This is a genomic window from Caproicibacter fermentans, assembly GCF_014303955.1.
In the GTDB taxonomy this organism is placed as follows: Bacteria; Bacillota; Clostridia; order Oscillospirales; family Acutalibacteraceae; genus Caproicibacter; species Caproicibacter fermentans.
The window spans coordinates 2,797,512-2,809,594 of the sequence record NZ_CP060286.1 but is presented as its reverse complement, the minus strand read 5'-3'; the positions used below and the strand labels follow the sequence as shown (position 1 = coordinate 2,809,594).

15 protein-coding genes are annotated in these 12,083 nt (G+C 51.1%); 8 read left to right on the top strand and 7 right to left on the bottom strand.

Translation table 11 applies throughout. The annotated features are described in order from the left end of the window. The first annotated feature begins 11 nt into the window (after positions 1–11). Positions 12–1,745, top strand: coding sequence for an ABC transporter ATP-binding protein (locus tag HCR03_RS13865; protein ID WP_187034766.1), 1,734 nt, complete (start codon positions 12–14; stop codon positions 1,743–1,745). 198 nt (positions 1,746–1,943) lie between these two features. Here HCR03_RS13865 and HCR03_RS13860 read toward each other — a convergent pair whose 3' ends face one another. The 7 genes from HCR03_RS13860 to HCR03_RS13835 all read right to left on the bottom strand — a co-directional run bounded on the left by HCR03_RS13860 (position 1,944) and on the right by HCR03_RS13835 (position 6,707). Then, positions 1,944–2,375 (bottom strand): GNAT family N-acetyltransferase, encoded by a 432-nt coding sequence (locus HCR03_RS13860; RefSeq protein ID WP_187034764.1) that lies wholly within the window; start codon positions 2,373–2,375, stop codon positions 1,944–1,946. 11 nt (positions 2,376–2,386) lie between these two features. Further along, positions 2,387–3,148, bottom strand: a complete 762-nt coding sequence (locus HCR03_RS13855; protein WP_066643957.1) for an MBL fold metallo-hydrolase — start codon at positions 3,146–3,148, stop codon at positions 2,387–2,389. Between the two features lie 101 nt (positions 3,149–3,249). Then, a complete protein-coding gene (locus tag HCR03_RS13850) occupies positions 3,250–4,083 on the bottom strand; it encodes a DNA-formamidopyrimidine glycosylase family protein (protein ID WP_187034762.1) in 834 nt (277 codons plus the stop codon). Between the two features lie 31 nt (positions 4,084–4,114). Then, positions 4,115–4,783, bottom strand: coding sequence for a nucleotidyltransferase domain-containing protein (locus tag HCR03_RS13845; RefSeq protein ID WP_187034760.1), 669 nt, complete (start codon positions 4,781–4,783; stop codon positions 4,115–4,117). A 94-nt stretch (positions 4,784–4,877) separates the two neighbouring features. Next, positions 4,878–5,000 (bottom strand): hypothetical protein, encoded by a 123-nt coding sequence (locus HCR03_RS20175; protein WP_267459185.1) that lies wholly within the window; start codon positions 4,998–5,000, stop codon positions 4,878–4,880. 5 nt (positions 5,001–5,005) lie between these two features. Continuing rightward, the gene (locus HCR03_RS13840; protein ID WP_187034758.1) at positions 5,006–5,563 is read right to left on the bottom strand and encodes a TetR/AcrR family transcriptional regulator; all 558 of its coding nucleotides are present in this window, start codon (positions 5,561–5,563) and stop codon (positions 5,006–5,008) included. Next, positions 5,553–6,707 (bottom strand): MFS transporter, encoded by a 1,155-nt coding sequence (locus tag HCR03_RS13835; RefSeq protein WP_228725208.1) that lies wholly within the window; start codon positions 6,705–6,707, stop codon positions 5,553–5,555. Before HCR03_RS13835 ends, HCR03_RS13840 begins: the two co-directional genes overlap by 11 nt. Before the next feature lie 235 nt (positions 6,708–6,942). Here HCR03_RS13835 and HCR03_RS13830 point away from each other — a divergent pair, with 235 nt between their 5' ends. The 7 genes from HCR03_RS13830 (at position 6,943) to HCR03_RS13800 (ending at position 12,074) form a co-directional block, all read left to right on the top strand. After that, entirely contained in the window at positions 6,943–7,131 is a 189-nt protein-coding gene (locus HCR03_RS13830; protein ID WP_187034754.1) for a DNA-binding protein, read from the top strand. Further along, on the top strand, positions 7,121–7,816 hold the full coding sequence (locus tag HCR03_RS13825) for a response regulator transcription factor (RefSeq protein ID WP_066643967.1): 696 nt from the start codon (positions 7,121–7,123) through the stop codon (positions 7,814–7,816). Before HCR03_RS13830 ends, HCR03_RS13825 begins: the two co-directional genes overlap by 11 nt. Before the next feature lie 57 nt (positions 7,817–7,873). Next, positions 7,874–8,743, top strand: a complete 870-nt coding sequence (locus tag HCR03_RS13820) for a sensor histidine kinase (protein WP_066643966.1) — start codon at positions 7,874–7,876, stop codon at positions 8,741–8,743. Between the two features lie 338 nt (positions 8,744–9,081). Beyond that, positions 9,082–10,005, top strand: coding sequence for an ABC transporter ATP-binding protein (locus tag HCR03_RS13815; protein WP_066643952.1), 924 nt, complete (start codon positions 9,082–9,084; stop codon positions 10,003–10,005). Then, complete coding sequence (locus HCR03_RS13810) at positions 9,989–10,783, top strand: ABC transporter permease (RefSeq protein WP_228724970.1); 795 nt, start codon at positions 9,989–9,991, stop codon at positions 10,781–10,783. The genes HCR03_RS13815 and HCR03_RS13810 overlap by 17 nt, the downstream gene beginning before the upstream one ends. 14 nt (positions 10,784–10,797) lie before the next feature. After that, positions 10,798–11,616: an ABC transporter permease gene (locus HCR03_RS13805; protein ID WP_187034752.1), complete on the top strand. Its 819-nt coding sequence runs from the start codon at positions 10,798–10,800 to the stop codon at positions 11,614–11,616. After that, positions 11,613–12,074, top strand: coding sequence for a hypothetical protein (locus tag HCR03_RS13800; protein ID WP_187034750.1), 462 nt, complete (start codon positions 11,613–11,615; stop codon positions 12,072–12,074). The genes HCR03_RS13805 and HCR03_RS13800 overlap by 4 nt, the downstream gene beginning before the upstream one ends. The last annotated feature ends 9 nt before the right edge of the window (positions 12,075–12,083 follow it).

Sequence of the window (12,083 nt, the reverse complement as noted above, 5' to 3'; positions counted from 1 at the left end):
AAGGAGAAAAAATGTTCAGAGTTTTAAAAAAAATCTCAAGCTTTGCAGGCGGGCGCCGGAGGCTAATGCGAAAGTCAATTGGAATTTCCTTTATTGGCGCGATATTTTCCGCACTGCAGTTCTATGCTCTTTCAGTCGTTCTGTCGGCAGTCCTGGCGGAAAACCGCAACGCAAAAACCGCGTGGATTGCGCTGGGCATCATGCTGGTTTCGATTGCCGGTCGGGCGGTATCCTCTTATTTTTCAAATATGCAGCAAACCGAAATCGGCTACTATATGGTAGCAGAAAAGCGCATACATATCGGGGACCGGCTGCGGTATATTCCCATGGGATTTTTCAATCGGAACAGTTTGGGTGATATTACGGCCGTTGTCACCACCACGCTGGGAGATGTGGAAAACTCAGCCTCCCGGTGTATGGTGTCTGTTCTTGGCGGGCTTCTGACCTCCGTTGCTCTTGGCCTGGGAGTATGTGCCATCAACTGGCGAATAGGGCTGATCGTATTGACTGGAATTGCTCTTTATCTCCTGGTGACTGAGGCCGCCCGGCGCGTATCTTCAAAAAGTTGGCCTAAACGCCAAAGGGCGCAGGAGGGCTTGGTTGCCGCTGTTATGGAATATCTGCAGGGTATGAGCGTTGTAAAAGCTTTCAATTTGGAAGGCGATGGGGATCAGGCTATTCGAAAAGCGATTGATGAGAGCTGTGAGCGCAACCTTGGCGTTACCCGCAGGTATGTGCCAGGTGATATTTTGAAAGCCGTGGTGATCCGCTTGGCCGGCATTGCAATTCTGACAGCTTCTGTCATTTTGTACTTGCATAGCGAACTGTCTCTGGCGCATTGCCTGATAATGCTGATTGCATCCTTTATGGTGTATAGTGAATTGGAGTCGGCAGGCAATATGGCGTCCCTCCTGCAGATGATGGAGGCTTCCATGGACAAAGCAAACTCAATCGACGATATGCCAATGATGGATACCGATGGAGAGGATATCGTCCCTGCTACATCTGATATCATATTTGATCATGTTAATTTTTCCTATGGTGATCGGAAAGTCCTAAACGGAATCGACCTTACCCTTCCCGCAAAAACCACCACCGCTGTTGTAGGCCCCTCCGGAGGCGGCAAAACCACTCTGTGCAATCTCATCGCCCGCTTTTGGGACGTGGACAGCGGCTCCATTACGATAGGCGGATATGATGTTCGGAAATACAAACTGGACAGCCTCATGAAAAACGTTGCAATGGTGTTTCAGAACGTTTACCTGTTCAACGATACCGTGGAAAACAATATTAAATTCGGCAAACCGGATGCAACTCATGAACAGGTAGTTGCCGCCGCCAAAGCGGCGTGCTGCGACGAATTCATTTCCGCGCTTCCGGACGGATATGGTTCCATGGTCGGAGAAGGCGGCTGCTCCCTTTCGGGAGGAGAAAAGCAGCGAATCTCCATCGCCCGGGCTATGCTGAAGGACGCGCCTATTGTTATTTTAGACGAGGCGACCGCAAGCGTCGATCCGGAGAACGAAGCGGAACTGCAGAATGCCATTGACGCACTGACACACAACAAGACCCTCATCATGATTGCACACCGCCTGAAAACAGTGCGCAAAGCCGATCAGATATTGGTGTTGAACAATGGGAAAATTGTCCAGAAAGGTACGCACGATGAGCTTGCGGAGCAGCCCGGTATTTATTCCGAATTCCTGAACGCCCGCAGAGAGGCTATCGGCTGGAAGCTGGCCTGATACAGGTTAAAATATAGACAGTGGACTCCCGGTTTTACGGCAGTCCACTGTCTTTTCACTTATGCTTACTTCATTCGCTGGCTTGAAACCGCGGAAATTAAAGAACAGGAGGCTGGAAATGTATACCTATTAATTTTCTCATGGTGATATCATGGCTGCCGGCCGCCAGATCGTCAACATAACTATGCTCAAAATCACTCAGTCTCTTTCCATGATATACCGTGAATCACGGATGGTTTCTGTGATCCGAAAACCCAACTTTTTATACAGAGAAACAGCTTTCGTATTTTGAATATAAACATAGAGAAATATGGGCAAACCCGTTTCCGCGATACACTTCCGGATCACTTCACTCCCGATACCTTGATTCTGATATGGTGAAAAAACGTATATATCATCCAATTCCATCTTTTCGCCAACGGAATGAAAACGGCAGTACCCGACTTTTTGACTATCTCGAAAAATACAGGTATATTCGTTGATATTCTTTTTAATTTTATTCAGAACCCATGATAACACGTTCGGGTAGTCGATTTGAGAGATGTTCTCATATCGGTCAATCAAGTCCTTACTCAGATGAAGCAACGGCTCAATATCACTTCCTTCGGCAGGCACATAAGTCAGTTTCATATGAATTCTCCTTACAGCCACACAGCCCAGTCGCCGTAATCGAATGTTCCGCCGCCGTGATGCAGCTTGCCTTCCGCTTTCAGCTGCCGGAAGGCGTCACGCATTCTTAGGAGTATTTCCGGCCCGATATCCAGGCTGTGATGCGCCGGAAAGACCTGTTTGACTGGAAGTGCCGCCACCCGCTCAAGAGAAGCAAGATAGGCAGTCGGGTCGGTGGAGGGATAGTAGGCAAACAGGGTATCCTTGTAAACCAGGTCTCCGGTGAAGAGGTAGCCCCGCTCCTTTTCATAAAAGCACATATGCCCCGGCGAATGACCTGGCGTATGCAGCACCCGCAGAATGCGCCCGCCGATGTCGATCGAATCGTTATCCTTCAACACTCTTGTAGGCGTCCCCTGAAAGAACTCGTAATTATTTACATCATATCCTTCCGGCAGATCGCAGCGGTCCACCACCATACCCCTGATCTGCTCCATGGTCAGCGGGAATTCTCCACTGAGCCAATTCAGCTCCTCCTCATGGGCGTAAAAATCCGGAAAGTATTTGTGGCCGCCGATATGGTCCCAATGGATATGGGTTGCCACGGCGGTGACCGGCTTGTCGGTCAGCTTTCTCACTTCGCCGTAGATATTGCAGATGCCGAGGCCGGTATCGATCAGGAGCGCCCGTTCCGTGCCGACGAGCAAATAGCAGTGCGTTTCCTCCCAATGCCGGTATTCGCTGATGATATGTGTGTCCTTGTCTATATGGTCTATGGTAAACCAATCGCTCATTTCAAGATTCCTTTCTCAGCTTGTTTTTTGCACAGCAGCTGTTCTTCCCGTTCCGGATGTTCTTGTCCGCCCGAAACGGCAGGCAGGGCGATGCTTTGCAATTAAATTTCTTCCTTTGTTAACGGCTGACACGATGGGCAGTAATACACCGCTCCTCCCAGATAGGCCTCTTTCACAAGCCGCCCTCCGCACCTCGGGCAGCCGGAGGCAAGCGTGTTCTTGGACAGCTTCACCCGGTAGCCGCCCGGGCGCCCGAAGAGGTCCTTTTCCGTGTCCCGCCCGCCGCGAGCCGTCATGTCATGCAGAACCGAGACGATGCAGGAAAGAAGGTTGTCCCGCTCCGCTTCGCTGAATGTTCCAATTTTTCGCTTTGGGTGGATTCCGGCGGTAAACAGGATGTCCTGCAGCACGCCGTTGCCGATACCGGGAAAGCGCTGTTCCGTGGCGAGGAACGCTTTCGCGCTCAGAGCCGGTTTGCTTCCCGCCTTCAGTTTGCGGTAATACGGTTCGAACCGGTCGGAAAACGGTGAAATTGCCGTCCTGCTTTTGAGGTAGTATTCGTTGTCATACGTACCGTCATGGAGGATGATGCCGCCGTACATGGCGACGGTGAAGACAAGAGCCGTCCCGTCATCAAATTCTATCAGCAGCTGATAATTCTTCGGCGCGTCGGCGCGGTTTACGAGCCGCGCGTTGACCCCGTCGTTGAAGCACAGCCGTTTCCCGTTATCGAACGCCAGTTCCGCGAAGATGCCGAACCCCTCGGCTGATCGAATGGTACTCCCGCTCACTGCGGCGTCGTATTCCGCCGGATCGCCGGCATACCAGCAGAATTTATGTGCTTTCGAAGGCGGGAGGACGCGGCGTACCCGTTTCCCGAAAACGGCATCGTTCATCTGCCTGGCGATCGTGATCGCCTCAGGCAATTCCATCATAAGTAATCCCTCCTTCGAAATAAGTTGTGGTTCATTTCCCGTATTCGCGGATCAGCTGATGTGTCCATCGGAGCAACAGTTCCGAATACCGCCCCAGTGCGGCCTGCGATATATCCGCCGTTTTTATCTGCTCCGCAGCCTGCGAAACGGACAGGTCCGTTGCGGTCAGCACGTCTTTCAAAGCCGAATGATTTTTCACGTAGTCTCCGGTTTCCGAGAAGTGCTTCGCCTGCAAAACGAAAAAAGCCGATTTATACAAAGCCTTTAGCGTTTCCATATCGCCGCCGTGCAGATAATTGTGGCTGCACATATGGTAGAGGTTGCAGGCGCCCATCCATACCGCAGCGCGGGCGTCCGCGTCGGTCGGAGCGGGGATGATGTCGTCCAGGCTGCCATAGTAAGGGACGGTATCATAATAAAACTGAAACAAATCCGATTTGCACCAGCCCGCAAGCTCCTCCCTTCCCGATACGAAACCGCAGATCAGCGGACTGTCGGGAAGCGTTTCGATTACCTGTTTATATTGCTTCAGATCGTGAAGCGATACCGCGTCCAGAATCAGGACAACGTCGATATCGCTGGTTTCATGCGCTTCGTTTCTTCCGTAGCTGCCCTGCAGCCCAATCAGGAGGATCCGGCCGCCGAATCGATTCCGCACAGCGTCCTGATATTGTTTCATCCATTGGTGAATGTCAACCATGCTGTGATTCCCCTCTCTGGTTTATGGATCGGATGAGATCGGCCGTTTCCTCCGGTCCGATTTCCGACACGTCGTTTTTTCCTCAGCAAGTTTATCATAAAGAGGCGGACGCGAGACACTCCTCTGAAAAGCAGGGAGACAGACCGCGCGCCGAGTATTTGACCGGGATCCGGCCGCCCTCCTGAAACGCGCTGCTCGTGAGCTTTAATGCTTCCATGGTGTTCACTCATCCTTTTTTAAAATACCGCCGATGATAATATTCAACACCTCATCAATGGCCTGGGTAGCCTTCATCCCGTTTTCAAGAAGAAAGTCGGTGTCGAGAAACAAATCGCTGACCCGTTCCAGCATGGCGGACAGAATGCCGAAATGCACATCCGGTCGCAGGATTCCCTCGTCGGACGCCTGCTTCAAAAGCTTTTGAAACTCATCGAGCTTGAACTGTTTCAAATCTTTAACCTTTGCCCATTCGTCGGGATAGAACTGTTTCGCTTCGTCCATAATCCGTACGGGCAGCCGGTAACGATGGCTCGAATGCACGATGGCATGAATTTTGTCAGGGAAGCTCCTGTCGCTCCCGACTGTATCCAAAACGTTCTGTCTGTCGCTTTCCAGGGTTTTTTCAAAATACTCCCGGATCATCTCATCTTTGCCGCTGAAATACTGATAGAGTGTTTTTTTGCTGATATGCAGCTCGGCAGCCACTTCATCCACTGTAAATTTTTTTAGACCGTACTGTTCAATCAGCCGTGCCACGGCATCCAGAATTTTATTTTTCATGCTCCAAAACCTTCCTTTCCGACTTTTTTGTGTTTACTCGCCTGTCAAGCGCAGTCAGCAGAAATCCGACCACTCCGGCAGCGGTGACGATCAGCCAGGCAGCTTTTTGCGAGCTTCCCCAAACGGCCCCCATTGCCAATGCGCCGCCAAAATTACCGATATATTGAAACGAGTTGAAAATCCCGTTCCCCGTACCGCGCAGACTGTCCTCCACCACCTCGTTGACATGGGTTGCCGCTACGGTGGCAATCGTGATATATCCGCATAGAAAAAAGGTGGTCCCCAAAAGCAAAAAATGGAATGAGGACGGACGCAAGTAAAACAGAATGCTCAGAACAGAAACGGCAAATGCGACCAGAAGCACCGCATTGACATACCCTTGGTCCACCCACCTGACAGTGACCTTCATAAACAGGACGGCAACGAGAATCGCCGGTACAAAAATCTTCCACATTCCGTTCTGCCCGGTTACCTGATCCATGTAAATCGGCGCGGCATAAAAAACGGACATCATCATGAAGTTATTCAGAAACGCCAACAAATTCATTATAACAAAAGTCCGGTTTCGCAGCAAGAAGGAAATCTCACTGCGCCGAGGAACGGATGCCTTTCCGCGGTCACCGGCATCTTTCAGGAAAAGCAGGATATAGAGTGAATTCATGGTAAGGAGAATCGCACCGGCCAGAAACATCCGGCTGACAGACATCACTCCGCGCAGCAGCGGCCCGACTGCGAAAGCAAGGGCCGCCGCCGCGGAGACAAATGCGCCGAGAACGCTCATGGCTTTTGTCCGGTCCTGATCGCCGGCAAGACCCGCAACCCAGGAATAACCCACTCCTATCACCGCCCCGCTGCCCTGCAGTACGCGCGCCAGGATCAGCATCCGGATGCTTTTTGCAAAAAAGCCTACAATAAAGCCGATTATGACAATCGCAAGGCCGGTAAGCAAGATGCGTTTATTGCCATACTTGTCACTGAGCAATCCAAAAGGAATCTGTAAAATCGCCTGCATCAGTCCAAATGCGCCTACCGCAAGCCCCGCGAGCAGGGGTGTGTATCCGTCAAGCGATTTGCAGTAAGTGGAGATGAACGGAGCCACAATCGTCATGGACATCTGCCGCAGGGCCAACGCCAAGCTGATCATCACCACGGGAAGCATCCTATTTTTTGATTTTGATTGTATGGACATGCGAAAGCCTCCAACACTGTATAAACTAATACTGTTTATTTGGTTTCCAATAAATACTATCGTATCCTTTCTTTGCAGACTTGTCAACAGCAAAAAAATCAATTCTGTCGTTAAGAAAATCTTGACGCGCTTGCTTCCATTCGTCTCTCCGTATATACTGAAGAAAAACGTATCCTACGGAGGCCAGGCAATGCTGGATGATATTTCCGTCCGGCAGGCAGCAGAAAAACGGGAAATTTCAGAACGCCGGATTCAGAAGCTCTGCGAAGAAAACCGGGTCGCCGAAACGGTTCGTTTCGGTCATGCGTGGGCCATCCCCAAGGATGCACGCAAGCCTGCTGATAAACGAAAAACGGGGAGGACTGAATTTGAACTATAGAATCTTAGTGATCGATGATGATAAAGAGCTGTGCGCTTTGATCAAACAGAGCGTGGCGGCTGAAAATATCAGCGCGGAACACTGCTGCTCCGGCGCGGACGGGCTCGCCATGCTTCAAAAGAATGATTACCAGCTGATTCTTTTGGATGTGATGATGCCGGGAATGGACGGCTTTGAAACCATGGAGAAAATACGGCAAAACAGCAGCATTCCCATCCTGATGCTGACCTCCAAAAACGACAGCACCTCAAAGGTTCGCGGGCTGCGTTCCGGCGCGGACGATTACCTGACAAAGCCTTTTGATATGGAGGAACTGATTGCCCGCGTTCTTTCCTTAATCCGCCGTTATACGCGGTTCAATACGACGGGGGATCATTCGCGGCCGCTGACCTATCAGGGACTGACCATAGACCTGGACAACAGGAGCGTAACCACTTCGAACGGGACGTTTGAATTGCCTCCGAAAGAATTCGACCTGCTGCTGTTCTGCGCGAAAAATCAGGGGAAAATATTGACAAAGCAGCAGATTTATGAGGAGGTCTGGCGCGAGCCGTATGTTTACGACGACAGCAACATCATGGCGATCATCAGCAGGCTGCGCAAAAAGATCGAACCCGATTCGGGATCGCCCTTTTACATCCAAACGGTAAAGGGAATCGGCTACCGCTTCAACAAGGAGGTGTAGGCCGTGATTCTCAATATAATATTCGGCGTACTGTTTTTTCTTGCCTTTCTGTGCGCCATGATCTGCATGGGAAAACTCCTTGGCGTCAAGCGGCAGCTTCAGGACATGACAGAAGCTCTGAATGACATTGAAGCCGGAAACGGGAACCGCAGAATTCTTGCCGTGGGCAATGAGCTGACCGCGGACCTTTCCTACAAAATGAATGAAATTGTCACCCGTTACGAGGAACAGCTCTCCGGGCTCAGGGCGGCGGACGAGACCAACCGCCGGCTTATGACCAGCCTTTCCCACGACGTGCGGACGCCGCTCACCACCCTGATCGGCTATCTGGATGCCGCGCACAGAGGCGTTGTCACAGGCAAAGAGCGCGAAGAGTATCTGGAAATCGCAAGACACAAAGCCCACGACCTGAAGGATTATATCGACATGCTTTTCGACTGGTTCAGGCTCAATTCCAGCGAATTTTTCCTATCCATCGAGCGGGCGGAGCTTGCGGAACTGACGCGGAATGTTCTGAAAGACTGGATTCCCATCTTTGAGGAAAATCATCTGGACTATGAAATTGATATTCCGGAAAGGCCGCTGTTTGCAAAGGTGGATCCGGACGGATACGCTAGGATCCTCAACAATCTGGTGCAAAACGTCATTACCCACAGCCGCGCCACCCAGATTAAAATAGAAATGGAACAAAAAGAAAAGAAAATTGAAATCCGTATCACAGACAACGGGATCGGCATCGAGAAAGCGGATTTGCCGCATATCTTTGAACGGTTGTACAAATGCGACAAAGGCCGCTCCGATAAAGGCAGCGGATTGGGGCTGTCCATCGTCAGGGAGATGGCTGAAAAAATGGACGGGACGATTCGCGTCCAAAGCGAGCCAAACCTATATACGGCTTTTACCGTCTGCTTTCCGGTGAAAAATTGAGTGCGGGCTTGCAAAATGAAATCGCGATAGCAAATTGCAAAAAGAAACTGCCTCAAAAATAAAAGGATGCGCCTTGAAACGGCTTTTATCAGCCAGATCAAGACGCATTTTTATGTATGATTTTTGAATAATGCTATTTTGCGACAGCCCCTTCTTTGTGCAACAAAACAGCCGGCGGTGCCGGTGAAATCGATAGGCTTAGGCAAAAAACAGGCTGCGGCTTGTAAGAGGGTATCCGTCCGTTTTGCCGAAATTGCAAGGTTAACGCAAGGTTCCGGCAAGGTTAATGCAAGAATTCCGTGTTACACTGGTTACAGTAAGAAAAGGAGGTTCTGGGATTGAATAATTTGATCATAGAAACAAAAAATCTTACCAAACAATATGGGGCGCAGAAAAGCGTTGCCAGCCTGAATATCCATGTCAGAAAGGGCCGTATTTATGGGCTGCTCGGACGAAACGGCGCCGGGAAAACCACGACGATGAAAATGCTGCTGGGCCTGACGCAGCCGACTTCGGGCGAGGTAAGAGTTTTCGGTAAAAATATCCGCGGAAACGAGAAAAAAATCCTGCCCCGCATCGGAAACCTGATCGAATCGCCGGGCTTCTACCCCAATCTGACCGGCACGGAAAATCTGAAAATCTTTGCCCGGCTCCGGGGCGTATCCAAGCGCAACGCTGTTTCCGGCGCATTGGAGGTCGTCGGGCTGCCATACGGCGATAAAAAGCTGTTCTCCCAGTATTCCCTCGGCATGAAGCAGCGTCTGGCCATCGCGCTTGCCATCATGCACGACCCCGAACTGCTGATTCTGGACGAGCCGATCAACGGGCTTGACCCCATCGGCATTGCGGAAGTCCGTTCGTTCATCCGGAAGCTGTGCGACGCGAGAGGAAAAACCATTCTGATTTCCAGCCACATTCTTTCGGAAATTTCCCTGCTTGCGGACGACATCGGCATCATTGACCACGGGGTTCTGTTGGAGGAAGAAAGCCTTGCGGAACTCGAGAATAAGAACAGCAAGTATGTCCATTTTCTCGTCTCCGATACGGCGCAGGCAGCCAGGATCATGGAGCGAAGCTTCGGGGCGAAAAACTTCACCGTGGAAAATGACCGCAGCCTGCGCCTGTATGATACGAATTTTCCGGTGACCGCGCTCACCCGCGCATTCATCGAAAGCGGATTGGAGGTAGCGGAGGCGCACACCTGCGAGGACACGCTGGAGGACTACTTTAAGCGCGTGACCGGGGGTGAAGGCATTGCATAACCTGATCCTCTGTGAATTTCGAAAGTTCAAACGGCGTCCTATGTTTCTGCTGGCGACGCTGGCCGCCTTTGTTTTTCCCGCTTTAACGGCGCTCATGTACTGGAAAACCCCGGGAGGGCAAGATTACGACAACCTGTTTTCAGGCGTTGTCGACCCGGGTGATTATCTTCTGCTGCTGCCGGTTTTGGCCGTTCTTTCAACAACACTGTTTTTTACGGAACAGGACAGTGACACGCTGAAAAACCTGATGACGATCCCGGTTTCAAAAGGCAAGCTCGTGCTGGCAAAAATCAGTGTCATGGCGGTTATCTCCGTCGTTTATTCCGTTGCGGGATTTCTGGCCAGCGCAGTTTGTGCAAAGCTGCTCGGCATGGCTCTTATCAACATGGAGCAAAAATTTATTATCAGTCTTTTGCTGGGGCTTATGATGCTGGCCGCAGCCCTGCCCTGCGTGGTATTGGTGGTCTGGTTTAATAAAAACAATCTGATTTCGATTGTAATCACGCTGTTCTACACCATAATCAATTATGTGTTTCATCTTACCGATTTGGGAATGAAGTCCGCGGTGGGGTTCAACATCGGAACAATACTGCCTATTCCTTTGATTCAAAAATGGATTTTTCAGTTTTACCGTCCGGGAACCGGTGCGTCGGCGGTGTTTTATGAAAGCATGCGCCCTTACTTTGTATCGACCCCGGTCTGCATTGGAATCCTTGCCGTGCTGTCAGGGATATCTGCCGCGCTGATGATACGGATTTACAACCGGCGCGAACTATAGGAAGGAGCATGACGATGAACCTGATTCTCACTGAATTTCAAAAACTCAAACGGTACAGCGTGATTCTCGTCGGCATGATCGGCGCAACCTGCTCCCCCATCATTTCAATCGTGATGCAAAATATAATGTCTGACGACGCCAAGAGCGTTTTAAACTATACATTCCCCGATTTGATCAACAGCACCATCTGGAACAATATGACGATTTTCTTTCCGATGATTCTCGCGCTGATCGGCGGCTATATGATCAGCCGGGAATATACGGACGACACACTAAAAAGCGTGATGACCGTCCCCGTCAGCTTTCCGCGTCTGATGACCGGGAAGCTGACCGCGCTCGGAATCATCGCGCTTCTGCTCGGACTGTATGCCGCGCTGGTGACGCTGCTGGTTGGATTAATCAGCTGCCGGGAAAATCTGACGCTGCCCGTCGTTTTATCAGGAAGCGTGCAGATGACCGCTATGGCACTGTTTACCTGTATCGGTGAACTTCCGCTGATCGCGTTATGCGGGCGTAAGCAGGGCGCGTTCCGGGGCGGGGCTGTGGCTGCGTTTCTGCTCGGATACGTCTCTATTTTCCTCAAGAACCCGGTGCTGCGCAACCTGTATCCGCTTTCAGCCGGGCTCAGTATCGTGGGGTTTGGCGGCGAAGGCTTTGTGTCCGATACCGCAGGCAGCTATGCTTCCACGCAGAACGCTTTCATGGGCACCTGCGTAATTTTAGCCATGATACTGCTGACCGCGATCATCATCCATCATCCGGGGAAAGATACGGCCGCGGCCCCAAAGAAGGGCGGCCGCAGCCGGCACAACCGACAGGAGGCAACCAAATGAAAAAATCAATTCTTTTTTTCATGATCGCGTGCTGCTTTTTGTTCCTGCTGACAGGCTGCACGAAAGACGAGATGGTTGATCACTACAACCAAACACTTCAGGAAGCCGGGGATGATAACCTGACGAAAGACAGCAAATTGCAGGGAAAACGCAGCCTCGGGACCGACAGCTATGTCGGAAGCTATTCCGCCGATTACGACGGCTTCACCGGGACGGAAACCCTGTTTGGCGGAACAGCGCTGGAACGGGACGGCGGAAATGAGGTTGAAGTCACCTGCAAGCTGAATATTTCGAAAGGAGCGGCAAAGGTCGTTTTTGAATCAGGAACGAATGATCCCGAGGTGCTGATCGAAAGCACGGGCGAGACTTCCAGAACGATCAAACTGCCGTCCGCCAGCAATTATATTGCGGTGAAGAGCGACGGCTTTACCGGTTCCGTAAAACTGGAGATCAAATAAAAGGAGTAG

Coding starts and splice junctions, on each gene's coding strand:
- HCR03_RS20175 (WP_267459185.1), bottom strand. CDS start 5,000: ATGGAAGCATTAAAGCTCACGAGCAGCGCGTTTCAGGAGGGCGGCCGG.
- HCR03_RS13800 (WP_187034750.1), top strand. CDS start 11,613: ATGAAAAAATCAATTCTTTTTTTCATGATCGCGTGCTGCTTTTTGTTC.
- HCR03_RS13840 (WP_187034758.1), bottom strand. CDS start 5,563: ATGAAAAATAAAATTCTGGATGCCGTGGCACGGCTGATTGAACAGTAC.
- HCR03_RS13860 (WP_187034764.1), bottom strand. CDS start 2,375: ATGAAACTGACTTATGTGCCTGCCGAAGGAAGTGATATTGAGCCGTTG.
- HCR03_RS13805 (WP_187034752.1), top strand. CDS start 10,798: ATGAACCTGATTCTCACTGAATTTCAAAAACTCAAACGGTACAGCGTG.
- HCR03_RS13830 (WP_187034754.1), top strand. CDS start 6,943: ATGCTGGATGATATTTCCGTCCGGCAGGCAGCAGAAAAACGGGAAATT.
- HCR03_RS13835 (WP_228725208.1), bottom strand. CDS start 6,707: ATGATCAGCTTGGCGTTGGCCCTGCGGCAGATGTCCATGACGATTGTG.
- HCR03_RS13845 (WP_187034760.1), bottom strand. CDS start 4,783: ATGGTTGACATTCACCAATGGATGAAACAATATCAGGACGCTGTGCGG.
- HCR03_RS13865 (WP_187034766.1), top strand. CDS start 12: ATGTTCAGAGTTTTAAAAAAAATCTCAAGCTTTGCAGGCGGGCGCCGG.
- HCR03_RS13850 (WP_187034762.1), bottom strand. CDS start 4,083: ATGATGGAATTGCCTGAGGCGATCACGATCGCCAGGCAGATGAACGAT.
- HCR03_RS13855 (WP_066643957.1), bottom strand. CDS start 3,148: ATGAGCGATTGGTTTACCATAGACCATATAGACAAGGACACACATATC.
- HCR03_RS13820 (WP_066643966.1), top strand. CDS start 7,874: ATGATCTGCATGGGAAAACTCCTTGGCGTCAAGCGGCAGCTTCAGGAC.